The sequence below is a fragment of the Massilistercora timonensis genome (assembly GCF_048354975.1).
GTDB classification, from domain to species: domain Bacteria; phylum Bacillota; class Clostridia; order Lachnospirales; family Lachnospiraceae; genus Massilistercora; species Massilistercora timonensis.
The window spans coordinates 15,389-42,239 of the sequence record NZ_DBGCJQ010000054.1 but is presented as its reverse complement, the minus strand read 5'-3'; the positions used below and the strand labels follow the sequence as shown (position 1 = coordinate 42,239).

Sequence of the window (26,851 nt, the reverse complement as noted above, 5' to 3'; positions counted from 1 at the left end):
TTTGGGTACAGGGTAAAATGCAATTTAGGACGTAGCCTTTTTAAACTTTGCTACGTCCTCAGTTAATTAATTCACAATCCGGTAATACTCCCGCGCCGTCACCGCGAACACCACCACGTAGAACACAGCGAACACCCCGCCGGTAATGACCGTGCAGGCCGCATACAGCGGCTCGTTTGTCATATTGAAGGTGATCAGCAGTTTTGTGATCACTTTGAATGCCACCGCGATGTGGACAAATGCCACCAAAAGGGGCAGGAAGAACACGGTGAGCACCTGGCTGCGAATGGAGCGCCGGACTTCCCGTTTATCCATGCCTACTTTCTGCATGATCTGGTACCGCTCCCGGTCGTCATACCCTTCTGAGATCTGCTTATAGTAAATGATCAGCACGGTGGCCATCAGGAACATGACGCCCAGGTAGAGGCCGATGAAGAAAATGCCGCCGTACAGCAGGTAGAAGCTCTCCCGGCTCAATTCCCGGCTCTCGCAGTCTACTCCCGGAAGCCCGGAATCCGCAAGCCGCTCTGTCAGTTCTTCCGCCACTGCCGCCTTAGTCTCATCGGAACCGGAAAGGTCGAAACTGTCCACGTATTCCACCTGGGTGATGGATTTAAGGTATTCCTCATCCATGCCGCTGGTGTTATTCTCCCGCACATAGGTAAGCACATCTTTGATCTCCTGCACATCCGGGAAAATGAGATACACATCCTGGGTGGTCTGGGATCTCTCACTCTCTGCCGCCTTTGGCCGTCCGATTTCCTTTCTGACCTTCCAGGTCTTCCCGCCGATCCCAACGGTACCGCTGTCCCAACCGCCCCGGGAGTCGTAGACCAGAACCTCCCCCTCTTCCAGGGTCTCCTGGCTTCCTTCCATCTGGTTATAATCTTCCAGCGGGATCATGTAGGCTTCGCTTATTTCTGCCATGCTGAAATCCGCGTCCGGCCCCGGCGTCGCTTCCAGCACATCTCCTTCTCTGAGGACCGCCGTTTCCCCCACATGGTGAGCGATCTCATGGCTTATCGTCACTTCATATTCCGCCGTCACATCCTGCAGGATTTCCTGCAGATCTTGTTCCTTCCCGGCGTCCGCGGCCATCCTTACGGAAATCTCTCTGGGGAACCGGGTGTGTAGCACATCCTCCATCCCCGCGTACAGAGACACCGTACTGGAGATCACCACCAGCACCATGGTGCTTAAGATACAGATATTGGCAAGCCCCACGCCGTTTTGCTTCATCCGGTAGATCATCCCGGAGACCGTGGTAAAATGGCTGGGCTGATAGTAAAAGCTTTTCCGCTTCTTCAGGAATTTCAAAAGGGCGATGCTGCCTGCCACAAAAAGGGCATAAGTCCCGATGATCACGCAGATCACCGCCACGAAGAAGGTCTGCAGGGCTTCCAGCGGCTCTTTGGTGATCACCGCCAGATAATAGCCGATCCCCACCATGACCAGGCCAAAACTGGCAAGAAGCCACCGGGTCCTGGGCTCTTTCTCTCCCTGGTTCCCACCCCGGAGAAGCTCCACCGGCCGGGCTTTACGGATCTGCAGCAGGTTGTAGGCAAGGGTCATGGCGAAAATCGCAAGAAACAGCGCCAGGGTCTGGACCATGGCCGCCGGAGACACCGCAAAGGACATCCCCACGTCATAGTGCAGGATCTTCAAAAGCAGCAAATACATCAGCTTGCCAAAGACAATCCCCAGCACCAGGCCTGATCCGATGCTCGCAAGCGCCGTAAGAAGGGTCTCCAGGCAAAGCATTTTCCCGATATGCCGCTTCCCCATGCCCAGGATGTTGTAAACCCCGATCTCTTTCTTCCTGCGCTTGATGAGAAAGCTGTTAGTGTAGAAAAGGAAGATCACCGAGAAAAGCGCCATGACTCCCGCCCCAAGACCCAGGCAGGTGTTCAAAGGACCGTCCTTCGGGATACTTTCGCTGCGGCAGAGGGCCCCCATGATGTAGTACATCATCACCGTCAGCGCCCCGGTGAGCAGGTAGGGGAGATAGGTCTTCCGGTTGTTTCTCAGATTGGTCAGGGCCAGCCTTCCATAAATAGAACTACTCAACCCTCTCACCTCCTGTTGTCAGCACCGTCAGCGTATCCGCGATCTTCTGGTACATCTGCTCGTTGGTAAGATTTCCCCGGTACAGCTGGTGGAACACGATGCCGTCCTTGATGAACAGCACCCGCCTGGCGCTGCTGGCCGCCTTCACACTGTGGGTCACCATCAGGATGGTCTGCCCGTCCTGGTTGATGGCGGCAAACAGCCGCAAAAGCTCCTCCGCCGCCCGGGAATCCAGCGCCCCCGTAGGCTCGTCCGCCAGGATCAGCTGGGGCCGTGTGATCAGCGCCCGAGCGATGGCCGCCCGCTGCTTCTGCCCGCCGGAGACTTCGTAGGGGTATTTCTCCAGGATCCCCTGGATCCCAAGCCGCTGGGCGATGGGGACAAGCCTTTTCTCCATCTCCGGGTATTTCCTGCCGGAAAGCACCAGCGGCAGGAAGATATTATCCTTAAGAGAAAACGTATCCAGAAGATTAAAGTCCTGAAACACGAACCCCAGATTCTGCCGGCGGAACGCGGCGATCTCTTTCTCCTTCACCCCCGAGAGATCCCTCCCCTTCAGGTAGACCTTCCCGCCGGTGGGCCGGTCCAGGGCCGCCAGGATATTCAAAAGAGTGGTCTTGCCGGAGCCCGACTCCCCCATGATAGCCACATATTCCCTGGGCTCCACAGAGAACGTCACGTCCCGCAGGGCCTCCACCTGATTGCCGCCAAACCGGGTGGTGTAGATCTTCTTTACATTTTTCACATCCAGTAATGCCATAGTTCTTCCGTCCTTTCCTTGTTGATTTCTCTTTACAAGGTCATTATAGAAAAAGGGAAAATGTACTGCCATCGATTTGGATTACATTTTCCCTTCTAATCTTACAAAACTGTACGGTTCCTATTCCGGGCGAAGTTCCTCCCGTTCCAGACAGAGAAGGACTTTCGTCCCCCGTCCCACCTCCGACTGGATCCGGATCTTATGTCCCAGCCGGTCCAGCACGGACTTGCAAAGATACAGGCCGATCCCGGTGGATTTCTTGTCCCGGCGCCCGTTGTAGCCGGTAAATCCTTTCTCAAACACCCGGGGCAGGTCCTCCGGGGAAATGCCAATACCCGTATCCCGGATCGCCAGCTCGTCCCCCTCCATGTAAATAGAAATGCTCCCTTCCTTCGTGTATTTCAAGGCATTGGACAGGATCTGTTCCAGCACGAAGACCAGCCACTTCTCATCGGTGAGGACGGTCCGCCCGGTTTCCGTGAAATCAAGCCGGATCCTCTTCAGGATAAACATCCGGGAATATTTGCGCACCGCCTGGCGGATCACATCGTCCAGAGAATACTCCCGGAAATCCAGGTCCGAGGACATCTCCTCCATCCTGAGGTAAGCCAGGACCATCTCCACATACTGCTCGATCTTAAAGACCTCCAGCTTCATTTCCCGGATAAAGACAGCGTCCTGCTCTTCTTCCTCCTCCCGGGACTGAAGCAAAAGCCTTGCCGCTGCGATGGGCGTCTTGATCTGATGGGCCCACAACCCATAGTAATCTACCAGCTCCTGCCGGGAAATGCGCCCCTTTGACTCCACTTCCAGCTTCTCCTCATAAAGCCGGCGCAGCAGCTCCTGATAATCCTCCTCGATGAGCGTCGCCGGCTCCGGAAGGCCGTCAAGCTCGGTCAGGATCTTCCGCTCACTCTCCAGAATCGTCTGATGGCGCCGGTAATACCGGGCAAACCCCACGCCGCCGTAGACAAGCACCCACACAAAGGTTAGGAGAAAGGCGTAGCGCACCGCCTCCAGCGGGATCCCGTAGAGATAAAAGACCACCAGAAAAACACCGACGAAACCGGCATACAGACAGATATTTTTGATATGTTCCCTGCAAAATCTTCCCAGTATCCTGATCATTCTTCCTGCCCTTTCAGAAAATAGCCGATCCCCTTCCTGGTCCGGATCAGATCTCTTGCCCCCAGGCTTTCCAGCTTCCTGCGAAGCCTGGCCACGTTGACGGTCAGGGTGTTGTCGTCGATAAACTCATCGCTCTCCCACAGTCTTGCGATGATCTCATCCCTGGGAACGATCTTCTCCGCATTCTCCATCAGGATCTGCAGGATGCGGAACTCATTTTTGGTAAGCTCCAGCCGCTCCCCGACAAACTCCACGGTGGCGTCCCCCAGATTCAGCGCCAGTCCCTGGTACTCCATCCGATTCACCACTCCCTGCAGGGAATAAGCCCGGCGCAGCACCGCCTGCACCTTGGCGGTCACCACCCCCAGGTCAAACGGCTTTTCAATAAACTCATCCCCGCCCATGTTCATGGCCATGACGATATTCATGTTGTCATTGGCGGAAGACAGAAAAATGACCGGCACATTGGAAGTCCTGCGGATCTCCTGACACCAGTAAAACCCGTTATAAAAAGGCAGCATGATATCCAGAAGCACCAACTGCGGGTCAAAGCTTCGGAACTGGTCCATCACATTTTTAAAATCTTCCACACATGCCACCTGGTAATCCCACCGCCCCAGATGGGCGGCCAGCGCCCCGGCGATGGTCCGGTCGTCTTCTACGATCAGGATCCGGTACATTTCTTTCCACCTCCTGCCGGTACATTTCAGCCAAATTTGTCTCTATGGTAACGATTTCTCCCTCATTTGTCAAATACAAATACGAAGGAGCCCGGTTCCTGATCCCGCCCCGGCTAGTGGAAGGAGTGGGCCCCGATCCTTTTGCCCTGGCTTCCCTGATCAAAATACAGACAATCTCCAATGGGATTGGCTCCTGCCAGCGCGTCCTTTGCCGCCTGCAGGGCAGAGTCCGTGTACCCCTCGCTTGCAACCACCCGGTCCAGCCAACCTGTTCCCGCCGGCGTAAACTGTCCCTTCTGATAGATCACCTCCCGCACCGTGTCCGGGAAGGCATCGCTTCGCACCCGGTTCATTACCACCGCACCCACCGCCACCTGGCCTTCATAAGGCTGATTTCCCGCCTCGCAGAAAATGATGGACGCCAGAAGCTTTAAGGTGCTGTCTGAGTACTCCGCCCTCTCCCCAACGTTCGCCGCTTCCTCTGCTGCGGCGAACACTTCCTTTGCCGCAACACTTTCTCCCGCCTCCGTCACCGTCCCGGAAGACACAAGAAGCTGCCTGCAGGCAGCAGGCCCGGAAAGATTTCCCTCCAAAAGAACATCCTGCGCCTGGCCCAAAGTCTCCAGAACGATCACCTCATCCGCCCTGGAAGGATAAAAAAGCTCCGCCCGCCGGGCAAACCCCGCCGTAGATAACACCCCGGCTGAAAACAACAAAAAAGCGGCATACCTTTTTCCACGTTTCCCCATCATATCCCTGAACCTCCTGTCCACTCCCCGCATACGCCGGAAGTATCCTTCCATAGAAGTATATTCAAAAGTTTCAATTCTATTACAAATATTACAGAATTGTTACATTTCAAAAAGGTACAGGGCAGATTGCATTTGGGTACACCCCTTCGCGCATTTTGGTACACCCCGAAACGTAATTCAGGACGTAGCCTTTTTGCAAAAGGCTACGTCCTGAATTTAAAATAAAAAATTAAATCTTCGCAATATCGATCAACGTCAGTTTCTTGATATCTGTGTTCTCCAGGCTGGTGATCAGCGCTTCCGCTGTATCAATGGCGGTCAGCACGTTAACGCCGGTCTCGATGGCGTTGCGCCGGATCAGGAATCCGTCTCTGGCCCGCTCAGCTCCCTGAGGCGGGGTGTCGATAACCAGATCGATCTTATGGCCCAGGATCAGGTCCATAAGGTTAGGCGACTCCTGCTCGATCTTGTTGACCGTGTTCACCTTCACTCCGGCGTCACGAAGAGCGTCCGCCGTGCCTTTGGTGGCGAAGATCCGGTAGCCGATTTCGGCGAACCGCCGTCCGATCTCCACTGCCTCGGGCTTATCTGCATCCCGCACGGTCATGATCATATTCTTATGCTTGGGAAGCTTGATCCCAGCACCCAGGAAGGCTTTGTAGAGAGCCTCGTCAAAGGTCCTGGCAATCCCCAGGCACTCGCCGGTGGACTTCATCTCCGGTCCCAGGCTGATATCCGCCCCCCGGATCTTCTCAAAGGAGAATACCGGCATCTTGATGGCGAAATACTCTGCTTCCTTCTGCAGTCCCGGCGTATATCCCATGTCTTTGAGCTTATGGCCCATGATCACCTTGGCCGCCAGCGGCACAATGGGGATCCCCGTTACCTTGCTGATGTAAGGCACGGTACGGCTGGACCGGGGATTGACCTCGATCACGTACACGTCCTCGCCGCACACGATGAACTGGATATTGATCAGTCCGATCACGTGGAGGGACATGGCCAGCCTCCGGGTATATTCCTCAATGGTCTTCTTTGTCTTCTCGGAAATGCTCTTGGCCGGATATACGGAGATACTGTCGCCGGAGTGGATACCCGCCCGCTCGATATGCTCCATGATACCCGGGATCACAATATCCTCACCGTCGCAGACCGCGTCTACCTCGATCTCCTTGCCCTGGAGGTACTTGTCCACCAGGATGGGGTGATCCTGGGCGATCCGGTTGATGATTCCGATAAACTCGTCGATGTCGTGGTCGTTGATGGCGATCTGCATACCCTGGCCGCCCAGCACGTAAGAGGGCCGTACCAGCACCGGATAACCCAGCCGGTTGGCCACTTCCTTAGCCTCCTCCGCGGTAAATACGGTTCCGCCGGTAGGTCTTGGGATCTCGCATTTCTCCAGGATCTCGTCGAACAGCTCCCGGTCCTCGGCAGCGTCCACATTCTCCGCAGAAGTTCCCAAAATTGGCACGCCCATCTTCATCAGGGCTTCCGTCAGCTTGATGGCCGTCTGTCCGCCAAACTGCACCACCGCTCCGTCCGGCTTCTCCAGATCCACGATGCTCTCCACATCCTCCGGAGTCAGAGGCTCAAAATACAGTTTATCCGCAATATCGAAGTCCGTACTTACGGTCTCCGGGTTGTTGTTGATGATAATGGTCTCATATCCTTCTTTGGCAAATGCCCAGGTACAGTGAACCGAGCAGAAATCGAACTCGATCCCCTGGCCGATCCGGATGGGGCCGGAGCCAAGCACCAGCACCTTCTTCCGGTCTCTGGTCTCCTCCACCTCATTGACACTGCCATAGACAGAATAATAGTAAGGCGTCTCTGCCGCGAACTCCGCCGCGCAGGTGTCTACCATCTTGTATGCCGCATGGATCCCGTACTCATGGCGCATATCATGGATCTGACGCTCCGTGTTGCCGGTCAGCCTTGCGATCACATTGTCCGGAAATTCCATCCGCTTGGCCTCTGCCAGAAGCTCCCGGCTAAGAGGCGTATTCTGCAGCTTCTGCTCCATTTCCACCAGAATGGCGATCTTGTCGATGAACCACAGGTCGATCTTGGTGATCTCATGGATCTCTTCATAGGAAATGCCCTGGCGGAGAGCCTCCGCGATCTTCCAGATCCGGCGGTCATCCACCACCGCCAGGTCTTCCAGCAGCTCCTCCCTGGAAAGGTGGGAGAAATCATAGGACATCAGGCTGTCCACATGCTGCTCCAGGGAACGGATGGCCTTCATCAGCGCTCCCTCGAAATTATCGCAGATACTCATCACCTCGCCGGTGGCTTTCATCTGGGTGGTCAGGGTCCGCTTGGCGCTGATAAATTTATCAAAGGGAAGCCGCGGGATCTTTACCACACAGTAGTCCAGCATAGGCTCGAAGCTTGCGTAGGTCTTCTTGGTCACTGCGTTCTTGATCTCATCCAGGGTATATCCCAGGGCGATCTTAGCCGCCACCTTGGCGATGGGGTAACCGGTCGCTTTGGAAGCCAGCGCGGAAGACCGGCTGACACGGGGATTTACCTCGATCACACAGTATTCAAAGGTCTCCGGGTGAAGGGCGTACTGCACGTTACAGCCCCCGGTGATATTCAGCTCGCTGATGATGTTAAGAGCGGAGGTCCGCAGCATCTGGTACTCCTTGTCCCCCAGTGTCTGGGAGGGAGCCACAACGATACTGTCGCCGGTGTGCACGCCTACCGGGTCGATATTTTCCATATTACATACGGTGATACAGTTGCCCTTGCTGTCCCGCATCACCTCATACTCGATCTCTTTCCATCCGGCGATACACCGCTCTACCAGCACCTGTCCCACACGGGAAAGCCTGAGGCCGTTCTCCAGGATCTCCACAAGCTCATGCCGGTTGTTGGCGATACCGCCGCCGCTTCCTCCCAGGGTATAGGCCGGACGCAGCACCACCGGATAGCCGATCTTCTCGGCGAACTTCACGCCGTCTTCCACCGTCTCTACTACAAGAGAAGCTGCCACCGGCTCTCCGATCTTCTCCATGGTGGACTTGAACTCCAGACGGTCTTCCGCCTTCTTGATGGTCTCAGCCGTGGTTCCGATCAGCCGCACGTTGTTTCTCTTTAAGAATCCATTTTCCTCCAGCTCCATGGCCAGATTGAGGCCAGCCTGGCCTCCCAGGGTTGGAAGCACGCTGTCCGGCTTCTCCTTTAAGATCAGCTGCTCTACCACTTCTACCGTCAGCGGTTCAATGTATACCCGGTCCGCGATGTCCTTGTCAGTCATGATGGTGGCCGGATTGGAGTTTAAGAGCACCACTTCCAGCCCCTCCTCTTTCAGGGAGCGGCAGGCCTGGGTTCCCGCGTAGTCAAATTCCGCCGCCTGGCCGATGACGATCGGACCTGAGCCGATCACCAAAACCTTCTTGATCTCTTTCTGTCTGGGCATGTTTAAACTCCTTTCATCATATCCATAAACCGGTCAAACAGGTATCCGGAATCCTGTGGCCCCGGACACGCCTCCGGGTGGAACTGAACGGTGAAGATCCGTTTCCCCACATAGGACAGTCCCTCGTTGGTCCCGTCGTTGACATTGACAAATGCCTCCTGGGCCACAGACGGATCCAGGGTGGAAGCATCCACCGCGTACCCGTGGTTCTGAGAAGAAATGTAAACTCTTCCGGTGCTCAGATCCTTCACCGGATGATTGCCTCCCCGGTGACCGTATTTCAATTTATAAGTCTTTCCGCCCCGGGCCAGAGCCATCAGCTGATGTCCCAGGCAGATCGCGAAGATCGGAATGTCTGTCTCATAGAGCTTGCCCACTTCCCGGATGATGGAGACACAGTCTGACGGGTCTCCAGGGCCGTTGGAAAGCATGATCCCGTCGGGATTGCTCTTGATGATCTCCTCCGCGGAGGTATCCGCCGGGTAAACCGTCACCTGGCAGCCCCGCTGCTGAAGGGAGCGGACGATATTGTTCTTGGCGCCAAAATCCATCAGCGCGACCTTGGGCCCGTTCCCCGGGAGTACCGACGCTTCCTGGCAGGTCACCTTGGACACCACATCTCCCACCCGGTAAGCTTTCAGTCTGGAGATCACTTCCTCAAGATCAAAGTCCTCCCTGGTGGTGATCATTCCGTTCATGGTTCCCTTCTCTCTCAGGATCTTGGTCAGCGCCCGTGTATCAATCCCGGCGATCCCCGGTATATCCTGTTCTTTCAGGAAATCCTGGATGCTTCCCTCACAGCGGAAATTGCTGGGCATCCGGGACAGCTCCCGCACGATGTATCCGTCCGGCCACGCCCGCTTGGACTCCATGTCCGGCGTAACACCGTAGTTCCCGATCAGCGGATAGGTCATTACCACTGCCTGTCCCGCGTAAGACGGGTCTGTAAGCACTTCCAGATAACCTGTCATGGACGTGTTGAACACGATCTCGCTGATCACTTCCCGCTGAGAACCAATACTGGTTCCGGTGAAGACGGTGCCGTCTTCCAAGATAAGAAATGCATTCATATTTTACGTCTTTCCTCCCTGATTGTATTGGCAGATTGCCGCAAAAAAAGCAGTTCGCGCAAACACGAAACCGCCTCTGTTCCCAGAATCCATCCTGCCGACAAATTCACGTCTGCCTAAATTGTAAAAATTATACTACAAAAGAAAAACCATTTCAAGATTTTCTTCAAAAACAGTTCCAACAGAACCAGACAATGAGCAAAACCTGCTGCGCAGGCAGCAGATAAGCCCCGTCAGGGGCGGGTTTTGCGAATGCCCGACTGGCACGGGCGAATGTCCGGCTGGCGCGCCAGCCGTCCTACCCCACATACCACCTCCACAGCGCCTCTCCCCACCAGCAGGCGATCCCCATCCCCGCCGCAAGAAAAGGCCCAAACGGGATCTCCTCCCTGCCGTACCGCCGGCTGTCCCGGCGGCGCACCACGCAAAAGCCTCCCGCCAGAAGCACACCGGACACAAAGGCCACAGCCGTCCCCGCCGGCCCCAGGAAGATCCCGCCGGCTGCCAGGAACTTCACATCCCCGCCGCCGAAAGCCCCGGGCCAGATCAGGAGAAGAAGAAGGAAGATCCCGGCGCCCGCAAGGGCTCCAAGCGCCCCTTCTCCCAGGACCGCAAGCCCTTCTTCAGATCCCTCAAGGACCCTCCACACTCTCGCAGCCAGTCCAAGAACTGCCAGCGCCTTTACAAACCCGTCCGGGAGCTTTCTCTCCCTCCCGTCCCTCCATGCCGCCGCTGCCGCAAGGAAGCAGAACCCCAGGTTCAGACAATACCTTTCAAACTCCATATCCTTTTCTTATTCGTACTGCCAGTATATGGTGATCTTGTTCTGGCTCTCCTGGTCCAGATAGCGGTAATGCACCTCTGTAAGATCATACCACCTGCCCAGATTGTCCGCCGCCCGTTTGATCAGATCACCCAGGATCCCCTCCCTGGCCTGCTCATAGATCTTCTCATCTGAGAATTTAAACACGGAAGGATTTCCTCCCTCCGAGATCACCTGATTCATTTTCTTCAGGATCTCTTCCCTGTCATAGTCCGTATAATACATTCCATTTACCACATAGTAATTCCAGTCCATGCTGGTGCACCTGGGAAGCTCCACCTCTCCGTCCGGGGTGTGGGTCCGGAACAGTTCCTCCTCACTGCAGCACAGATAATCATAATTGATATAGCCCTGCTGCTCCTCTCCTTCCTCCGACTGGAACACCGGATCTCCCCAGGTGGTATCCACGTAATAGTAATCCCCCTCACAGAGCACCAGATTCCAGGCGTGGCTCTCCCCCTCCCTGGTCTCTCCGGTCACATAGGTACAGAAGACCCCCAGCCGCTCCAGAAGGTACTGGGTAGCCTTGGCATAGCCTGCGCACACAGACCTCCGGTTCACCAGCACACTGTAAATGTTCTGGCCGTCCGGGGCCTCTGCCTCATACTCCACCTGATCCACGATGGTCTCATACACGTACTGGATCTTCTCAAAATCCCCGGCATCCGCCGGCGCCCCGGCAAGCCACTCCCGGGCTTCTTCCTGGATCTCCTGCTCCCGTTCTTTCTGCTCTTCCGCTCCACAGAGATACCGGGGTTCCAGCACTGTATAAGGTTCACCGCCGGAGTAAGCAGTGGCCGTCACCCGCCCGTCGCACCAGAAGATCTCCGGGAAATCCTTCAGCACCAGGACAAACAGCTCATTGGCCCTCTCAGCCTTCTCACAGTGGACATAGATCTCCTCTTTGTGCTCCCTGAGCCCTTCCAGCACCTCCTGATAAGCCTTCTGGTCCTCCTCCGGAATCTGCCCGTAGTAATATTTATCCTCAAGGCTTCTCTCTTCCAGGGAAACCTGCTGATAAGGCACCTCTTGCTCCTGTGCGGGAAGCGCTCCAAAAAACCCTTCCCCTTCCTGCCAGACAAAAAACAACATGGCGCCAAGAAGGACTGTAGCAAGAACTGTCAGCCCCGCCACGGTAAAACAGCTTTTCTTCCTTCTCCTCGGTCTTCGCCTCATGTCGACTCCTTTCGGCTCTTTTCTACATTATAAATCCCGGGCATGGTTTTCTCAATACCGGGCACCCTTTTCCTCCTCCCGCATAGGATAAGGGGAAGAGATTTTTTCTGAGGTGTTTCATGAACGGAACCAATCCTTCTTTGACAGAGGCCTCCGCACGCGGGCGCCTGAAGGTGAATGTCGTCTCCCAGGCCACTTCCCGGCCCGTCCCGGAAGCCAAAGTCTCCATCTCCTATACCGGCGTCCCGGACAGCCTGGTGGAACAGCTTAGCACAGACTCCTCCGGCCAGACTTCCTCCCTGGAGCTGGAGGCCCCGCCTCTGGAATACAGCCTGGAAGAATCCAGTGAACAGCAGCCCTACGCGGAATACACCATCCAGGTAGAGGCGCCGGGTTATGAGCCCGTCAGCGTGGCAGGCGCGGAGATCCTCCCGGACGTCACCGCTCTCCAGAACATCGCCCTCCCTCCCCGGTCCGGTTCCGACCCTGCCGGGGAAGTATTTGTCATTCCCGCACATACATTATATGGGTCCTACCCTGCCAAAATACCCGAGAGCGAGATCAAGCCCGTCACCGAGACCGGCGAGATCGTCTTAAGCCGGGTGGTTGTCCCGGAATACATTGTGGTCCACGACGGAAGTCCCCGGGATTCCACTGCCAGGGATTACTATGTCCGCTACAAGGACTACATCAAAAATGTGGCCTCCAGCGAGATCTACGCCACCTGGCCCGCGGAGACCATCCGGGCAAATGTACTGGCCATCATGTCCTTTACCTTAAACAGAGTATACACCGAATGGTACCGGAACATGGGATATGATTTCACCATCACTTCCTCCACCGCCTTTGACCACAAATGGATCCCGGAGCGGAACATCTACGACACCATCTCTGTCATCGTAGACGAACTCTTTGCCTCCTATCTCTCCCGGCCCAACGTGCGCCAGCCTCTCCTCACCCAGTACTGCGACGGCAGGCAGGTCCGGTGCCCCGGCTGGATGACCCAGTGGGGCAGCAAATCCCTGGGCGATGATGGCTACCGGGCTATTGAGATCCTGCGCTCCTTCTACGGAGAAGACTTGTATATCAACACTGCCCAGTCCATCTCCGGCATCCCTGCCTCCTGGCCGGGATACAACCTGGAGAAGGGCTCCACCGGAGAGAAGGTCCGCCTGCTCCAGGAAGAGATCAACGGCATCCACAAAGGTTATCCCGCCATCCCGGAGGTGGCGGTAGACGGCATCTACGGTCCCGCCACCCAGGCTGCGGTGAAGAAGATCCAGTCTGTCTTTGGCCTGCCCGCCACCGGGATTGTAGACTATCCCACCTGGTATAAGATCTCGGAAGTCTATGTAGGCGTCTCCCGGATCGCCGAGCTGGATTAAAAAAAGGAACATCCCCATGGGATGTTCCTCAGACTGTAGACAAAGTTGGTGCTGGAGCCTAGCTCCAGCACCACTCTTTTTGCCAAAATGCCAACTCCCATATTTTTTTATAAAAGATAAAAAAGAATCCTGATTTTTTGTCCTGCCTTTCCCTTACATCCAGAATCTTTGCCAGCTTTTTCAGATTCATGCACGCAAAGGTCAGCCCGGCTTTCATTCTCATTCGGGCGTTGCCGATATATTGTGTGTAGCGAAATCCATGCTGTTCTTTTGCACTTCCGAACAATCTCTCAATGGTTTCTTTTCTCAACATATAGATCTCTTTGTTCCCGAGAGTATAGCGGATATCCTCGCTGGTTTCCAGATACTCTTCCCAAATGTGGCGGGAGATCGTTTTTATAAGTAAGGATCTGATCCTCCGGACAGATATAGCAGTCATAGTACTCATCGTAGACATACTCATATTTCTTGAAGAATCCATCTTTTGTCATGGGCCTTTTATACGGAAACAGAGGCTGTATCCCGTCTTTTAACAATTCTCGGGCGATTGCTGGAGTCTTATATCCGGCATCCAATACCATCATCTCCATATCCAGGTCTTTCAACTTGTCGTACAAAGGCTTCCATGTCCTGCTGTCATGTTCATTCCCTGGATGCACAGTATAACCTACGATCCACCCGTGCTTGTCACATATAAAGAAAAATGTGCAACCAGTTTCATGGCTGATTTTGTTTTCTGAATCTGTTTGACAGTATTTCCCTGCTGTTATATGATAGAAGAAGATTGAATGTAGCGAGGTGCCTGCCTTTGGCAGGGTAACAGACAAGCTGGGTCAAAAGCCCACACGGTCCCGCCGCTGTAGAGGAAGAATGATGCTTCATGATGTCACTGGGAAACTGGGAAGGCGAAGCATCGTGTTGAAGCCTGAGTCAGAAGACCTACCCGCTGCAGACAGTTTACACGTGGCCGCGAAGGACGGTCAGGTGTCTTTTTTGTGTACCTTTTTTGCACACCCAGAGAATCTTTTCTCTGAGAACGATCAATCTAAAGGAGGAGTTATGATGACTCAAAACCAAAAGAAACTCATTGCCGCATTGGCTGTATTTGCCGCGGCAAACGCGGTCGTTCCGGCCGCTAACGCTATGCACATCATGGAAGGGTATCTTCCGGCAGGCTACTGTATCGCATGGGGGATCTTATGTCTTCCCTTCCTGGCCGCCGGCTTTTTGTCTATCCACAGGACGCTGTCCGAAAACCGCAGGGCTGTCACACTGCTTGCCATGTCCGGCGCTTTCATCTTCGTGATCTCGTCTCTGAAGATCCCTTCTGTCACCGGAAGCTGCTCCCACATGACCGGAACCGGGCTTGGAGCCATTCTATTCGGGCCATGTTCCGTCAGTATCCTGGGGATCATTGTCCTGATCTTCCAGGCAATCCTGCTGGCTCACGGAGGATTGACCACATTGGGGGCCAATACATTTTCCATGGCTGTTGCCGGCCCTCTTCTTACATATGGAATCTACAGACTCTGCCAGAAACCCTCCATAAACCGCAGATTTTCCATTTTTCTGGCAGCGGCTTTGGGCGATCTTTTTACTTATTGCATCACCAGCGTGCAGCTTGGCCTGGCCTATCCTTCTGAGGCCGGAGGAATTCTGGCTTCTGTCGTGAAATTCCTTGGCGTTTTCGCGCCTACTCAAGTGCCTCTCGCGGTCATCGAAGGGCTCCTGACCACAGCCATCGTTGTTTTTCTGGAATCTTTTGCTCTTCCAGAGTTAAAATCCATCGGATACCGAAAGGAGGCGTAAGAAATGGAGACCAAAAACAAGAAATTTGCGGCCGCGCTGATCCTTGCGGCCATCCTGATCGCGGTCATTCCCGTGATCGCCTTGAAAGACGCGGAATTTGGCGGCTCTGATGACGCCGGAAGCGTCATGGTAGAAGAGATCCACGGGGAATATACGCCCTGGTTTTCTCCCATCCTGGAGACATTCTTAGGCGGAGAACTGCCTGGAGAACTGGAAAGCTTGATCTTCTGCGTCCAGACGGGCATCGGGGTAGGCATCATCGCCTTTTTTATGGGACGGCTCTATGAACGGAAAAAGCTTGGGAAAGAGCAGGAGCAGCTATGATCCTGATCGACCAGCTTGCTTACCGCTCTAAACTTTGCTCTGTCAATGGAGAGGAAAAATTTGTTTTCACTCTGCTGACTCTGCTGTTTTGCGTCGTCATCCGTTCCATTCTCCTTGCGGGAATCGTCTTTGCCTCGACAGGGATCCTCACCATCTGTGTCGGCGGGATCCCTGCCTCCCGCTATTTCCGGCTGCTGCGGGTTCCCTTGGTCTTTCTGGCCTTAAGCACTGCCGCGGTGGTGATCAATATTTCCAGGATTCCTCTTGACGGGTTCGCAGTCCCCATGGGAGGCTTGTATCTTACCGGGAGCATCGCTGGACTTACGCGGGGGATACGGCTGTTCACAACGGCTCTTGCCAGTGTTTCCTGCCTGTATTTTCTCTCCTTGAGTACTCCTATGCCGGATCTTCTGGAGGTGTTGAGAAGGTTCCATGTGCCAGATCTTCTGCTGGAGCTTATGCTTTTGACTTACCGATACATTTTCCTGCTCCTTAAGACAGCCTCCTCCATTACCGCGGCCCAACATTCCCGGCTGGGGAACCACAGTCTGTCTGCCGCCCGCAATTCCTTTGCCCAGATGGCCGGCTCTGTGTTTCTGCTGTCATTAAAACGGTCCGGCGCCCAGTATGACGCTATGGAGTCCCGGTGCTACGACGGCGTGATCCGCTGCCTGGCGGAGCATCATCCCGCAAAGCTTCGCGAGATCCTTGCCCTTGTATTCTTTGAAACCGGACTTCTTCTGATCACGATCTTGACTTGGAGGTGAAAATGGTGAATGATATCTTGTTAAAAGCAAAACAGCTCAGCTATACCTACGAAGGCAGCGATGTCCCCGCCCTTAACGGACTGAGCCTGGAGATCCGAAGAGGGAGGAAGGTTGCGTGCATGGGGGCTAACGGCTCCGGGAAATCCACCTTCTTCCTGTGCTGCAACGGCATCCGAAAACCCGACTCCGGCCAGTTGTATTTTGAAGGCCATCCCTTAGACTACTCCAAAAAGGGACTGCTTTCCCTCAGAAGCAAAGTAGGCGTGGTATTCCAGGACCCGGACAACCAGCTTTTCTCCGCAAATGTCCTCCAGGAGATCTCCTTTGGCCCTCTGAATCTTGGCCTTACCCAGCAGGAAACAAGACGGCGGGCAGAGCAAGTGATGGAACGCCTTGGCATCGCCTCCTTCGCCCACCGTCCGGTACACGCCTTAAGCGGAGGGCAGAAGAAACTGGTGGCCATTGCGGATATTCTGGTGATGGAGCCTTCCCTGATCCTGCTGGATGAACCGGCGGCGGCTCTAGATCCTATCCACACCCGGATCGTTCGGGAGATCATCGATGAGATCTCCGCAAGCGGCATCACCGTAGTCACAGCCACCCACGATGTGGATTTCGCCTGGAGCTGGGCGGATGACGTGCTTCTCTTTCATGAAGGACAGCTCTTGGCTTTCGGCTCCCCAAAGGACGTCTTTACTCAGAAGAAACTGCTTGAGACCGCCAGCCTGGAGACTCCTTGCGTACTTAAGATCTTTCAGGCGCTGCAAAAAGGAGGGTTCCTGCCGGAATCCCTCCCTTGCCCCAGGACAATAAACGAACTGGAAAGTCTTTTGTCTTCGCAGCGTCCCATGAATAAATCGCAGCCATAAATCGATCGGCTCTCCGGCAATATCCGGGCATATCTTTCCCCCAAGCCGGATCTTAAGCGTTGTTCCCACGCCGCTGGAACTTGCCTGCTCGACCGTCTCCGGATCATAAATAATCACCGCCGCTACTCCTTCTACCTTTCGCTCCAGAAGACGCCGCAGCATGTGAGTACCGTCACCTGTCGCGCCGGAGCCAGGATTATCAGAAATATCCGCAAACACTACCGGAGCTTCTCCTTTTTCCTTCGCATCGTCAATGGCCTCGTCAATGGTCCAAAAGTTTCGCCGCAGATTCTCTCTATCCTTCCAAATCTCATTCGCAAGTTCACTGCTGATCTTCTGTGCTTTTCCAAGATCTCCATCTGTCACCGCAACCACAGACAGGCAGGTTTCTTCAATATCAGATGCAAAAAAGCCGTGCAGCACATTTACATTGATAATATTTTCTTTTCCTCGCATCGCCTGTGCTTTCGCCACGTACTTTTCCATACATGGTTCGGCGGTAGGCATATAGGAGAGCAGAAAATCCAAAGGCCATACGCCATGACCGGATGAATCCGTCCTTCCAATGTGTCCCACATACATTTGGCCGCCCGAATACCGGCTTCATAGGTGTCTGTATGGGGATAGTAATCATATGGGAAAAACGCGTCCGCATACTTCACCATCTTTTTGGTCAGGTTGCAATGAAGGTCCAGGGAGGCAATGATCGGAACCTCCGTTCCCACTTTGTCTCTAAGCGTCTCCAGCAGCGCTCCTTCTCCATCCGGGTATCCTTCTGCCACCATAGCGCCATGGAGAGCCAGCAAAATACCATCCACACGCTCCTGCTTCTCAATCGCTTCCAGAAGCGCGTCCCGGGCGCTCTGAAATACTTCCCGCGTTACAATTCCTCCTGGCTGCGCATTAAATGCCATCACCGGGACCAGCCGACAATTCTCTATCGGACAAAAATAGTCAAGAATTCCCCCTAATTCGTTTCGAACTCCTTGAAAAACTTTAAAGATTTCTTCTCCAAAGAAATAGTCTCTTGCCATGAATGCTTCCACGCCTGATTTCTCCGGCATAAAACTATTTGTTTCATGCTTAAACTCCCCGACTAAAATTGTCTTTTTCATTTCATCTTGTCTCCTTTTTTGATTTTTTATTTTTTCATCCTCGAATGTCCAAATAGGATAATTATACCATGTGCAGGGAACGCACCGCTTAACTTTCGAGTTGATAAGTAGGGGATTTTTCTTGATAAAAACCGGAAGAATCATTGAAATGTTGATAACTGCAATAGAAAAGCCCCGTTGTAAACCGGGGACTTTGTCTACAGTCTGAAAGGAACATCCCCATGGGATGTTCCTTTGTTCTATCAGAAAAACACTCTCTGAATATCGTTATACATGACAAATACCATCAGCGCCATCAGAAGCACGATGCCTGCCAGGTGCACATACCCTTCCTTCTCCGGGGGCACCCGCTTTCTGCGCACCGCCTCCACCAGGAGAAATACCAGTCTGCCCCCGTCCAGCGCCGGAAGGGGCAGCAGGTTCATCACGCCTAAGTTGGCGGATAGAAGCACCGCCAGGTAAAGAAGCTGGGCAGTCACGGCAAAGCCTCCGTAGACCTTAGCCTGCTGGTAGCTGTCGTCCACCACGTCTACGATCCCCACCGGTCCGGACAGCTGATCCACGCCCACCTGCCCCGTCACCAGCATTTTCAGAGAATCGATGGTGGTGCAGATCCAGAACTTCACTTCGTAAACTCCGTACTGGAGCGCGGTAAGGGGCGTGGCCTCCCGGGCCGGAGAAGAATTAAAGCCAAAGCGGTAATAGCCCAGCTCTTCATCCAGTTCCGGGTCCAGGGTGGCCGTCTTCTCCTCCCCGTCATGAAGGAAGGTGATGGTAGTCTCTTCTCCCTGGTGATACTGATTGTAGAAAGAAATCTCCCGGAAGATATTGATCTTCTTGTTCCCCATCCTTAAGATGGTATCCCCCTCCTGGATCCCGGCCTGCGCCGCCGGGGAGCCGCTGTCCACGCTTCCCACCACCGGGGCGTCGTAGCCGGTCATCCACACCAGGATCACGGAGAAGACAAAGGCCAGAATGAAGTTGAACACCGGACCTGCCGCGATGACAGACATCCGGGCCCACACCGACTTATTATTGAAATTGCCGGGAGAGTCTGTGGCTTCATCGTCCTCCCCCATGGCGCAGAACCCGCCGATGGGGAAGATCCGGATGGAATACCAGGTACCATGGTATTCTCTGGAGAAAATGGCCGGCCCCATGCCGATGGCAAATTCCTCCACATCAACCCCGTTCTTCTTCGCCAGCACAAAATGTCCCAGCTCATGGAAGAAAATGATAAAACTAAAAAGCAGTATTGCCAAAATAATACCCAAGTTTTTCTCTACCTCCTGCTTTCGATCCGCTCATAAGTGGCCGCTTCCGCTTCCAGGATCTCCTCCAGACTGGGGTTGGGCCGGTTCTTGTGGGCCCGCATACAGTCTTCAATGATCTCCATGATCTCCAGATACTTGATCTCCTTCAAAAGGAACTTCTTCACCGCCAGCTCATTGGCTGCGTTAAATACGGTTGGCAGGGTGCCGCCCGCTCTTCCCGCCTCATAGGCCAGAGCCAGGCAGTAGAAAGTATCCAGGTCCGGTTTCCCAAAATCCAGATGGGAAAGAGTCCAGAAATCCAGCCGCTCTCCCGGAAGATACCGTCTGTCCGGATAATACAGGGCATACTGGATGGGCAGCTTCATGTCCGGCGTCCCCAGCTGGGCCATCACTGCTCCGTCCTCATACTCTACCATGGAATGGATCACGCTCTGAGGCTGGATCACCACCTGGATCTGGTCCACGTCCACCCCGAAAAGCCATTTAGCCTCGATCACTTCCAGCCCTTTATTCACCAGCGTGGAAGAATCAATGGTGATCTTGCGCCCCATAGACCAATTTGGATGACGCAGGGCGTCCTCCACCGTCACATTTAAAAGATCCTCCTGCTTCTTTCCCCGGAAAGGGCCGCCGGAAGCAGTGAGAAGGATCTTCTGGATCTTATTTCCCTCATTTCCCTGAAGGGACTGGAAGATGGCGCTGTGCTCGCTGTCCACCGGAAGGATGGACACCTTGTGCTCCTTTGCCAGCGGCATGATGATGTGGCCGGCAGTCACCATGGTCTCCTTATTGGCAAGGGCAATGTCCTTCCCTGCCTTGATGGCCGCGATGGTAGGGCGAAGTCCGATCATCCCCACGATGGCAGTCACCAGGATCTCCGCCTCTTCCAGCACTGCCACCTGGATCAGGCCCTCCATGCCGGAGACGATCTCCACAGGAAGATCCGCCGTGCGGATCCTGAGTTCCCTTGCCTTCTCCTCGCTCCAGACTGCCGCCAGCCGGGGACGGAACTCCCGGATCTGCTGTTCCAGCCGGGCAATGTTGCTCCCTGCCGCCAGCGCGCACACCTCAATATCCTGATTCTCCCGGACTACTTCCAGGGTCTGGGTCCCGATGGAACCAGTGGAACCCAATATGGCTATTTTCTTCATAATGTCTCCTCTTTATTCTATGTCGCCTGCAGGCTTCTCATTATCCAAACTTTTTCTAAAGCGCTCCGCCCAAAGCCGCCGCCAGGTAATAGATCACCGGCGCGGTGAAGATCACACTGTCAAACCGGTCCAGGATCCCACCGTGGCCGGGGATCAGCTTTCCGTAATCCTTGATATCGTGGTTCCGCTTGATGGCGGAAGCCGCCAGATCCCCGATCTGGGAGATCACGCCGCCGGCTCCGCAGATCAGCGCGTAATGGGCCGGATTTACCTGGACGCCGCCCCACTGGTTCATGGCCAGCGCGAACAGCGCTCCCAGAAGCGCCGCTCCTGCCACGCCGCCCACGCCTCCTTCAATGGATTTCTTGGGGCTCAGCTTTGGCGCCATCTTATGCTTCCCGATCAGCATTCCCACACAATAAGCGCAGGTATCGCACCCCCAGGAGCTTAAGAAGATGAGCCAGACGATCACGCCCCCCTCTTCCGGCAGCATCCGGGTCTGATAGATATAGGACAGCATCACCGCCACATAGAACAGGCCGAAAAATACGGTCATCACCTGCTCCGCACGGTATCTGGGGAAAGAGAACACATAGACCGCCATCAGAGCCACCAGGAACAGGATGGTCAGGAGCATCAGATACTCCGTCTCCCCCACGTACAGGAAACGATAATAGAACGCCGCCGCAAGATAGCCTGCGACGCCCAGCAGCGTCTCCCTTGCCTCTACCACCTGATAGAGCTCTGTCATGCCGATCAGGCTCACCGCCAGAAGCAGGGCAAAAAGGACGTTTCCCCCAAGCCCCACGGTGGCGATCAGGATGATCACCAGCACGATCCCGCTCAAAAGCCTTGTCTTAAACATCTTACTCTTCCTCCTTTACCCCGCCGTATCTCCGGTCTCTGGCGTTGTACTGTTCCACTGCCTTCAGAAGTTCTTCCTTGGTAAAATCCGGCCAGGGCACATCGGTAAAATAGAATTCCGTATAGGCCAGCTGCCACAGAAGATAGTTGGACAGCCGCTGCTCCCCGCTGGTCCGGATCAGAAGGTCCGGATCCGGGATGTCGTGGGTATCCAGGTACCGGTCGATCACCTGCTCGTCGATCTCCTCTGCCACAAGGCGCCCGTCCCTGCAGTCCGCGGCGATCCGACGCACCGCCCGGGTGATCTCATCCCGGCTCCCGTAGTTGATGGCGATCTGGAAATTCAGCCCCCCGTTGTCCTTAGTGGATTTCTCCAGCTCCTCTATCCGGCTGCGGATATCCTCGTCCAGCCGGGTGATATCTCCGATCACACGGATCTTCATATCATTCTTCGCCGCCGTCTTAAGACAGGTCTTCATATAATTGCGCAGAAGCTTCATCAGCGCATCCACCTCGTCTTTGGGGCGGTTCCAGTTCTCTGTGGAGAAGGCGTACACAGTCAGGTACTTGATCCCCATCCGCCAGGCCTCCTCACAGATCCGCTCCACGTTTTTGCTCCCCTGGGCATGGCCGTAATTGCGGGGCATTCCCTTTGCCTTCGCCCACCGGCCGTTCCCATCCAAAATAATCGCGACATGCCGCGGCATATTCATAACAATTCCCTCCACATACACACAAAGACAGACCCCTTATCAAAAGGGGGTCTGTCCCCTCCTCATCGTTAAGACCCTCCAGCGTCTGACTTATACCGTCATAACCTCTTTGGACTTCACTTCCACAGCCTTGTCCACCTCTTTGATGAACCGGTCTGTGGTCTTCTGAAGCTCGTCCTCCATATCCTTGATCTCATCCTCAGAGATCTCGGAGCCTTTCAGCTTCTTAAGCATATCGTTGCCGTCCCGGCGGATGTTGCGCACCGCCACCTTGGCAGCTTCGCCCTTCTTCTTTACATCCTTGACAAGCTCCTTCCTTCGCTCCTCGGTAAGCTCCGGGAATACCAGGCGCACGGTGGTTCCGTCGTTGGTGGGATTGATCCCCAGGTCGGAAACCTGGATCGCCTTCTCGATCACCTTCAGCATGCTCTTCTCCCAGGGCTGGATCTGGATCATCCGGGCCTCCGGAACAGATACGTTGGCTACCTGCTGGATAGGCGTAGGTGTTCCGTAATAGTCCACCACGATCTTGTTCAGCACGTTGGGGTTGGCTCTTCCCGCGCGGATCGCAGCCAGTTCTCCGTCCAGATTGGCCAGCGTCTTGGTCATCTTCTCCTCATAGATCTTCAGCTTCTCATGCATAATGATATCCTCCTTATTCTGATACAGTCACTTTCGTTCCTGTGAATGTCCCTGACATGGTATTGACGATACTGTTCTCCTCGTTCAGCCCGAAGACCAGCATAGGCATCTTGTTCTCCAGGCACATGATGGAAGCCGTCAGATCCACTGCCATCAGCTTCTTGTCGATGATCTCCTGGATAGAGATCTCATCATACTTCTTCGCCTGGGGGTTCACCTTGGGATCACTGTCATAGATCCCGTCGATGGCCTTGGCAAGCAGCATTGCGTCCGCCTCGATCTCAATGGCCCGCAGCACCGCTCCTGTATCGGTAGAGAAATAAGGATGTCCGGTTCCTCCCGCGAAGAAGATCACCTTCCCCGCCTCCAGGGCTTCTACCGCCGCATCCTTGGAAAACAGCGTGGTAAAGGATCCGCACACAAAGGGAGTGAACACCTCCGTCTTCATCCCCGCATAGCGGAAGATGTCTGACACGTAGATACAGTTCATCACCGTGGCCAGCATTCCGATCTGATCCGCCTTCACCCGGTCAATGGTCTCGCTGGTCCTGCCCCGCCAGAAGTTGCCCCCTCCGGTCACGATGGCTACCTGGATCCCTTCCTCTGTAAGCTTCTTTACCTGTCTTGCCACGCCCAGACAGGTCTCCTCGTCAAAACCTGTCTTCTTGTCGCCGGCAAGCGCTTCTCCGCTGAGTTTCAATAATACCCTTTTCATCCTGTCATGCTCCTTTCGCATACTTAGGTAAAGTATACCATAGGGATGAAAAAAATGGAATACGCAACTAACATTCCTGCAAAAGCTGCCTGGCCTCCTCTGCCGCCGCCATGGTCCCTCCCTGCTGTTTCACATAGGCCAGATACATACCGGCGCTCTTTTTCTCCCCCAGTCCCAGACAGATCCTGGCCATCCACATGCTGTAGGTGACCTGAGCCATCTTCCAGGAGACAGTACCTGTCCCGGTCCTCCTGGTGGCCTGCAGGAAAAGGAATGCCTTTTCATAATCCCGGTTCTCCACCGCCCGGAACAGGTTGTTGTTGGCACACACCAGGGCAAACTGCTGCTGCCACCTGGGCTTTGGCCCAAGCGCGAGACGGCAGGCCTCCTCCAGAGCTGCCACTTCCCCGCCCCGCCCCTGCTTAAAGCAAAGAGCGCACAGACACTGATAATACCCCGGGATCAGGTTTTTCCGCAGTTTCTGCACCGGAACACTGGCAAGGGTATCCTGCGCCCTGCCATAATCTCCCTGCTGATACTGAGCTATGGCCAGATTGCAGGCCTTCCATCCCGGCTGCAGGAAGAAATGAAGTTTCAAAAGGCAGGCTTCATAGAGAGCCGGATCACATTGCTCCTGATAGACCCGGTTCAGAATCATCCCGCCGCTTTGCTTCACCAGGACGGCTGCCACCGCAAAAAGAGCGAAGACCACATAGGCGCTAAATAAAAGCGCCGTCATCGCCAGCCCTCCCAGTTCTTCCGCCGCAGGACCTTCCAACACTCTGAAGACTATATAGAAGAGATACACGATCCCCACTGCCAGGATCATCCAGGCCAGACCCTTCCGTTTCCGGTAAGCTCTTACCAGTTCTCTTGCCCGCGCTTCCATTTCCATATGCCGCACCTCCGTCTTTTTCCCTTCTCTTTCCCTGATTTTACCACAAAATAGATCTTTAAATCATAAAAATCAAATTAAAAACGGCGCGGATCTCTCCACACCGTTCTGACATCTGGTCTATGCTATGCTTCCCCGAAATATTCCCTGATCTCCTCCATACGCCTGCTCTGGGCCACGCCAAACGGACACCGCCGGTCGCAATGCCCGCAATGAAGGCAGTCGGACGCATGCTTTTCCAGCTTGGCATAGTGGTCGGCAGCCATATCATCTCCGATCCTGGCCAGGTCATAATACTTATTGATAAGGCCGATATTCAATCCGGCCGAACAGGGCGCGCAGTGATTACAATATACGCAGGTCCCGGTCACATCTTTGGGCGTAAATGTGCCCAGCACGGAATAATCCCGTTCCTTTGACGCGGCTTCCAGCCAGGACAGCGCCTCTTTCATCTCATCCAGATTGCGGACTCCGGGCAGTACCGTCAGCACCCCCGGCTTATCCAGCGCGTACTGGAGACACTGAATCTTGGTCAGCGCCCTGCCAAATGGCGAAGTACGGTCATCCAGCAGCTGCCCGCCGGAGTAGGGCTTCATCACAGAGATCCCGACTCCCTCCGCCTCACAGCGGCGGTAAAGGTCCATGCGCTCGCCGGCGCTTCCGGCGGCATATTCTCCATGCTGATAATCATACGCAGGATTGATGGAGAACATCATCTGCTCCACGATCCCACTGTCCAGGATCCTCCCCGCCAGTTCCGGCGTATGCGTGCTAAGGCCAATGTGCCGCACCACGCCTCTTTTTTTCATCTCCAGCAGATAATCCAGCACACCATTTTCCTGATACTGTTCCCAGTCTCCGGCAGAATCCAGGCAGTGGATCATGCCAAAGTCAATGTAATCGGTGTTAAGCTGGGACAACTGCCAGTCTATCTGCCCTTTTACCTTGTCCAGGTCTGTGGTCCACCCATATTCCCCGGTTTCATAGTTCGCCCCGAAATGGACCTGGTAAAGCAATTCCCTTCGCACAGAGGCAAAGGCCAGCCCCGCATAGCGGAAGGTTTCCGCCCCGGCGGTGGCAAAATCCACATAGTTGACCCCATGTTCACAGGCATAGCTCAGTGTTTCCACCGCTTCCCGCTCCGGTGCTTCATAGATGGGCCCGGTTCCAATGCCGATCACACTGATCTTGTCTTTTGTTCTGGGATGAATTCTATATTCCATTCTGACACCTCTCTAGTTTCCCTGCAGACTCTCCTTTAAAATTTCCACGATCTCTTCCAGCTTCAGCACCTTGTAGCCGCCCTCCATGATCAGCGTGCCCTTTGCGATGCCTTCGATCATCTCTTCTGTAACACCTAGGTCCTTAAGGTTCATCACCAGACCCAGCTCTTTCATCCAGTTCTCCATGCCCTTCAGACCTTCCCGGGCCACTTCTTCCTCGCTCTTCCCCGCCGGGTCTACGTCCCATACATTGACTGCAAACTGTTTAAACTTCTCCACGCCATACGGAAGGATATACCGGTAATAGGGCAGAGACACTGCCGCCAGAGTCATGCCGTGAGTCGCGTCTGTATAAGCCCCCACGGACTGCCCCAGCATGTGGACCATCCAGTCTGTAGTCTTGCCCCTGGAGATCAACGTATTGAGCGCCCAGGTGGCTGTCCACATCAGGTTGCTGCGCGCCTCATAATCCTGAGGATCCTTGTTGGCGATCCGGCTGGCATGGAGCACAGAACGCATCAGGCCCTCGCTGATATAATCACTGGTATTGTCATCCTTTCCGGAGAAATACTGCTCACAGATATGGTTGAAAATATCATAGATCCCTGCCACCATCTGATAATGAGGAAGGGTCAGGGTATATCTGGGATTCAGGATGGAAAACCGGGGCATGATCTTCTCATCCGCAAACACATGACCGATCTTCTGTTTCGTCCCGTGATTGGTGATCACCGCTCCCGCATTCATCTCAGAACCGGTGCCCACCATGGTCAGCACGCAGCCCACCGGCAGCGTCTCGCACTCTGGTTCTTCAAAACGCAGATAATATTTCTCCCAGGGATCTTCCTCACAGTTCACGGAGACAGATACTGCCTTGGCATAGTCGCAGACGGAGCCGCCTCCCACTGCCAGCAGAAGATCCGCCTTGTGGTCCCGGGCGATCTTCACGCCCTCATACAGCTTATCTACAGTGGGATTGGGCATAACCCCCTGGATCTCGGCCACATTTTTTTCATTCTCCTTCAGGATACTCATCACGTCGTCATAGATCCCATTCTTCTTGATGGAACCGCCGCCATAGATCAACACCACATTTTTCCCGTACCTGGGAAGTTCTGTGTTCAGATAATTCAGAGAGTCCTCTCCAAAGTAAAGTTTTGTCGGGTTACAGTATGAAAAATTTCCAAGCATGCTAATTCCTCCTTGATTAAGTTAACTGTCT

General features: G+C 54.5%; 24 protein-coding genes, 2 pseudogenes and 1 riboswitch. Of the genes and pseudogenes, 5 read left to right on the top strand and 21 right to left on the bottom strand.

The genetic code is table 11. The features are described from left to right. Positions 1 to 66: 66 nt before the first annotated feature. The 9 genes from ACML7B_RS04640 to ACML7B_RS04600 all read right to left on the bottom strand — a co-directional run bounded on the left by ACML7B_RS04640 (position 67) and on the right by ACML7B_RS04600 (position 11,883). Positions 67 to 2,067: an ABC transporter permease gene (locus ACML7B_RS04640; RefSeq protein WP_418539481.1), complete on the bottom strand. Its 2,001-nt coding sequence runs from the start codon at positions 2,065 to 2,067 to the stop codon at positions 67 to 69. Continuing rightward, positions 2,060 to 2,827 carry an ABC transporter ATP-binding protein gene (locus ACML7B_RS04635; RefSeq protein ID WP_346708668.1) on the bottom strand — a complete coding sequence of 256 codons (768 nt, stop codon included), beginning with the start codon at positions 2,825 to 2,827 and terminating at the stop codon, positions 2,060 to 2,062. Before ACML7B_RS04635 ends, ACML7B_RS04640 begins: the two co-directional genes overlap by 8 nt. Before the next feature lie 120 nt (positions 2,828 to 2,947). Next, entirely contained in the window at positions 2,948 to 3,955 is a 1,008-nt protein-coding gene (locus tag ACML7B_RS04630) for a sensor histidine kinase (protein ID WP_418539480.1), read from the bottom strand. Further along, positions 3,952 to 4,635, bottom strand: coding sequence for a response regulator transcription factor (locus ACML7B_RS04625; RefSeq protein WP_418539479.1), 684 nt, complete (start codon positions 4,633 to 4,635; stop codon positions 3,952 to 3,954). Before ACML7B_RS04625 ends, ACML7B_RS04630 begins: the two co-directional genes overlap by 4 nt. A gap of 113 nt (positions 4,636 to 4,748) precedes the next feature. Next, positions 4,749 to 5,387 (bottom strand): cell wall hydrolase, encoded by a 639-nt coding sequence (locus ACML7B_RS04620; RefSeq protein WP_418539478.1) that lies wholly within the window; start codon positions 5,385 to 5,387, stop codon positions 4,749 to 4,751. A gap of 229 nt (positions 5,388 to 5,616) precedes the next feature. Next, positions 5,617 to 8,814, bottom strand: a complete 3,198-nt coding sequence (gene carB / locus ACML7B_RS04615; RefSeq protein ID WP_346708672.1) for a carbamoyl-phosphate synthase large subunit — start codon at positions 8,812 to 8,814, stop codon at positions 5,617 to 5,619. A gap of 2 nt (positions 8,815 to 8,816) precedes the next feature. Next, positions 8,817 to 9,884: a carbamoyl phosphate synthase small subunit gene (locus tag ACML7B_RS04610; RefSeq protein WP_418539477.1), complete on the bottom strand. Its 1,068-nt coding sequence runs from the start codon at positions 9,882 to 9,884 to the stop codon at positions 8,817 to 8,819. Between the two features lie 298 nt (positions 9,885 to 10,182). After that, the gene (locus tag ACML7B_RS04605) at positions 10,183 to 10,668 is read right to left on the bottom strand and encodes a prepilin peptidase (RefSeq protein WP_418539476.1); all 486 of its coding nucleotides are present in this window, start codon (positions 10,666 to 10,668) and stop codon (positions 10,183 to 10,185) included. Positions 10,669 to 10,677: 9 nt separating this feature from the next. After that, a complete protein-coding gene (locus tag ACML7B_RS04600; RefSeq protein WP_418539475.1) occupies positions 10,678 to 11,883 on the bottom strand; it encodes a transglutaminase domain-containing protein in 1,206 nt (401 codons plus the stop codon). Positions 11,884 to 12,002: 119 nt separating this feature from the next. On the opposite strand from ACML7B_RS04600, the gene ACML7B_RS04595 reads away from it, so the two are divergent. After that, positions 12,003 to 13,268 (top strand): peptidoglycan-binding protein, encoded by a 1,266-nt coding sequence (locus tag ACML7B_RS04595; protein WP_418539474.1) that lies wholly within the window; start codon positions 12,003 to 12,005, stop codon positions 13,266 to 13,268. A gap of 58 nt (positions 13,269 to 13,326) precedes the next feature. On the opposite strand, the pseudogene ACML7B_RS04590 reads toward ACML7B_RS04595, so the two are convergent. After that, a pseudogene (locus ACML7B_RS04590) lies at positions 13,327 to 13,960 on the bottom strand (transposase); the annotation flags it as partial. 87 nt (positions 13,961 to 14,047) lie between these two features. Beyond that, a riboswitch (cobalamin riboswitch) is annotated at positions 14,048 to 14,230 on the top strand. Between the two features lie 100 nt (positions 14,231 to 14,330). Between ACML7B_RS04590 and ACML7B_RS04585 the strand changes: the two are divergent. Genes ACML7B_RS04585 through ACML7B_RS04570 form a run of 4 tightly spaced genes read left to right on the top strand, consistent with a single transcriptional unit; the run spans position 14,331 to position 17,037 of the window. Then, positions 14,331 to 15,077: an energy-coupling factor ABC transporter permease gene (locus tag ACML7B_RS04585; protein WP_106788612.1), complete on the top strand. Its 747-nt coding sequence runs from the start codon at positions 14,331 to 14,333 to the stop codon at positions 15,075 to 15,077. A gap of 3 nt (positions 15,078 to 15,080) precedes the next feature. Next, positions 15,081 to 15,401: an energy-coupling factor ABC transporter substrate-binding protein gene (locus ACML7B_RS04580; RefSeq protein ID WP_143930345.1), complete on the top strand. Its 321-nt coding sequence runs from the start codon at positions 15,081 to 15,083 to the stop codon at positions 15,399 to 15,401. Further along, complete coding sequence (gene cbiQ, locus ACML7B_RS04575; protein ID WP_418539473.1) at positions 15,398 to 16,168, top strand: cobalt ECF transporter T component CbiQ; 771 nt, start codon at positions 15,398 to 15,400, stop codon at positions 16,166 to 16,168. Before ACML7B_RS04580 ends, cbiQ begins: the two co-directional genes overlap by 4 nt. 2 nt (positions 16,169 to 16,170) lie before the next feature. Further along, positions 16,171 to 17,037, top strand: a complete 867-nt coding sequence (locus tag ACML7B_RS04570) for an energy-coupling factor ABC transporter ATP-binding protein (RefSeq protein ID WP_418539472.1) — start codon at positions 16,171 to 16,173, stop codon at positions 17,035 to 17,037. Between the two features lie 9 nt (positions 17,038 to 17,046). Here ACML7B_RS04570 and ACML7B_RS04565 read toward each other — a convergent pair. The 11 genes and pseudogenes from ACML7B_RS04565 to ACML7B_RS04515 form a co-directional block, all read right to left on the bottom strand. Then, positions 17,047 to 17,523 (bottom strand): annotated as a pseudogene (locus tag ACML7B_RS04565) (MlrC C-terminal domain-containing protein); the annotation flags it as partial. Then, a complete protein-coding gene (locus tag ACML7B_RS04560) occupies positions 17,463 to 18,152 on the bottom strand; it encodes a M81 family metallopeptidase (protein WP_418539471.1) in 690 nt (229 codons plus the stop codon). The pseudogene ACML7B_RS04565 and the gene ACML7B_RS04560, both read right to left, overlap by 61 nt. A 242-nt stretch (positions 18,153 to 18,394) precedes the next feature. Continuing rightward, the gene (gene rseP / locus ACML7B_RS04555) at positions 18,395 to 19,426 is read right to left on the bottom strand and encodes an RIP metalloprotease RseP (protein WP_418539470.1); all 1,032 of its coding nucleotides are present in this window, start codon (positions 19,424 to 19,426) and stop codon (positions 18,395 to 18,397) included. A gap of 8 nt (positions 19,427 to 19,434) precedes the next feature. Further along, the gene (gene dxr / locus ACML7B_RS04550; RefSeq protein WP_346708676.1) at positions 19,435 to 20,577 is read right to left on the bottom strand and encodes a 1-deoxy-D-xylulose-5-phosphate reductoisomerase; all 1,143 of its coding nucleotides are present in this window, start codon (positions 20,575 to 20,577) and stop codon (positions 19,435 to 19,437) included. A gap of 55 nt (positions 20,578 to 20,632) precedes the next feature. Further along, the gene (locus ACML7B_RS04545) at positions 20,633 to 21,442 is read right to left on the bottom strand and encodes a phosphatidate cytidylyltransferase (protein WP_346708677.1); all 810 of its coding nucleotides are present in this window, start codon (positions 21,440 to 21,442) and stop codon (positions 20,633 to 20,635) included. 1 nt (position 21,443) lies between these two features. Then, complete coding sequence (locus ACML7B_RS04540) at positions 21,444 to 22,154, bottom strand: isoprenyl transferase (RefSeq protein WP_418539469.1); 711 nt, start codon at positions 22,152 to 22,154, stop codon at positions 21,444 to 21,446. A gap of 90 nt (positions 22,155 to 22,244) precedes the next feature. Further along, positions 22,245 to 22,796: a ribosome recycling factor gene (gene frr / locus ACML7B_RS04535; protein WP_106788621.1), complete on the bottom strand. Its 552-nt coding sequence runs from the start codon at positions 22,794 to 22,796 to the stop codon at positions 22,245 to 22,247. Positions 22,797 to 22,809: 13 nt separating this feature from the next. Further along, complete coding sequence (gene pyrH / locus ACML7B_RS04530) at positions 22,810 to 23,511, bottom strand: UMP kinase (protein WP_346708679.1); 702 nt, start codon at positions 23,509 to 23,511, stop codon at positions 22,810 to 22,812. A gap of 67 nt (positions 23,512 to 23,578) precedes the next feature. Continuing rightward, positions 23,579 to 24,406 (bottom strand): hypothetical protein, encoded by an 828-nt coding sequence (locus tag ACML7B_RS04525; protein WP_418539468.1) that lies wholly within the window; start codon positions 24,404 to 24,406, stop codon positions 23,579 to 23,581. Between the two features lie 125 nt (positions 24,407 to 24,531). After that, positions 24,532 to 25,629: an aldo/keto reductase gene (locus ACML7B_RS04520; protein WP_418539467.1), complete on the bottom strand. Its 1,098-nt coding sequence runs from the start codon at positions 25,627 to 25,629 to the stop codon at positions 24,532 to 24,534. A gap of 12 nt (positions 25,630 to 25,641) precedes the next feature. Then, positions 25,642 to 26,820, bottom strand: a complete 1,179-nt coding sequence (locus tag ACML7B_RS04515) for an iron-containing alcohol dehydrogenase (protein WP_418539466.1) — start codon at positions 26,818 to 26,820, stop codon at positions 25,642 to 25,644. Positions 26,821 to 26,851 lie beyond the last annotated feature (31 nt).

Bases quoted from the DNA above. Each gene is read 5' to 3' on its own strand.
- ACML7B_RS04580 (WP_143930345.1), top strand. From the start codon at position 15,081: ATGGAGACCAAAAACAAGAAATTTGCGGCCGCGCTGATCCTTGCGGCC.
- ACML7B_RS04570 (WP_418539472.1), top strand. From the start codon at position 16,171: ATGGTGAATGATATCTTGTTAAAAGCAAAACAGCTCAGCTATACCTAC.
- ACML7B_RS04635 (WP_346708668.1), bottom strand. From the start codon at position 2,827: ATGGCATTACTGGATGTGAAAAATGTAAAGAAGATCTACACCACCCGG.
- ACML7B_RS04595 (WP_418539474.1), top strand. From the start codon at position 12,003: ATGAACGGAACCAATCCTTCTTTGACAGAGGCCTCCGCACGCGGGCGC.
- ACML7B_RS04610 (WP_418539477.1), bottom strand. From the start codon at position 9,884: ATGAATGCATTTCTTATCTTGGAAGACGGCACCGTCTTCACCGGAACC.
- dxr (WP_346708676.1), bottom strand. From the start codon at position 20,577: ATGAAGAAAATAGCCATATTGGGTTCCACTGGTTCCATCGGGACCCAG.
- frr (WP_106788621.1), bottom strand. From the start codon at position 22,796: ATGCATGAGAAGCTGAAGATCTATGAGGAGAAGATGACCAAGACGCTG.
- ACML7B_RS04540 (WP_418539469.1), bottom strand. From the start codon at position 22,154: ATGAATATGCCGCGGCATGTCGCGATTATTTTGGATGGGAACGGCCGG.
- ACML7B_RS04625 (WP_418539479.1), bottom strand. From the start codon at position 4,635: ATGTACCGGATCCTGATCGTAGAAGACGACCGGACCATCGCCGGGGCG.
- ACML7B_RS04585 (WP_106788612.1), top strand. From the start codon at position 14,331: ATGACTCAAAACCAAAAGAAACTCATTGCCGCATTGGCTGTATTTGCC.
- ACML7B_RS04600 (WP_418539475.1), bottom strand. From the start codon at position 11,883: ATGAGGCGAAGACCGAGGAGAAGGAAGAAAAGCTGTTTTACCGTGGCG.
- ACML7B_RS04620 (WP_418539478.1), bottom strand. From the start codon at position 5,387: ATGATGGGGAAACGTGGAAAAAGGTATGCCGCTTTTTTGTTGTTTTCA.
- ACML7B_RS04545 (WP_346708677.1), bottom strand. From the start codon at position 21,442: ATGTTTAAGACAAGGCTTTTGAGCGGGATCGTGCTGGTGATCATCCTG.
- ACML7B_RS04630 (WP_418539480.1), bottom strand. From the start codon at position 3,955: ATGATCAGGATACTGGGAAGATTTTGCAGGGAACATATCAAAAATATC.
- cbiQ (WP_418539473.1), top strand. From the start codon at position 15,398: ATGATCCTGATCGACCAGCTTGCTTACCGCTCTAAACTTTGCTCTGTC.
- ACML7B_RS04520 (WP_418539467.1), bottom strand. From the start codon at position 25,629: ATGGAATATAGAATTCATCCCAGAACAAAAGACAAGATCAGTGTGATC.
- carB (WP_346708672.1), bottom strand. From the start codon at position 8,814: ATGCCCAGACAGAAAGAGATCAAGAAGGTTTTGGTGATCGGCTCAGGT.
- ACML7B_RS04525 (WP_418539468.1), bottom strand. From the start codon at position 24,406: ATGGAAATGGAAGCGCGGGCAAGAGAACTGGTAAGAGCTTACCGGAAA.
- ACML7B_RS04515 (WP_418539466.1), bottom strand. From the start codon at position 26,820: ATGCTTGGAAATTTTTCATACTGTAACCCGACAAAACTTTACTTTGGA.
- ACML7B_RS04605 (WP_418539476.1), bottom strand. From the start codon at position 10,668: ATGGAGTTTGAAAGGTATTGTCTGAACCTGGGGTTCTGCTTCCTTGCG.
- ACML7B_RS04560 (WP_418539471.1), bottom strand. From the start codon at position 18,152: ATGAAAAAGACAATTTTAGTCGGGGAGTTTAAGCATGAAACAAATAGT.
- pyrH (WP_346708679.1), bottom strand. From the start codon at position 23,511: ATGAAAAGGGTATTATTGAAACTCAGCGGAGAAGCGCTTGCCGGCGAC.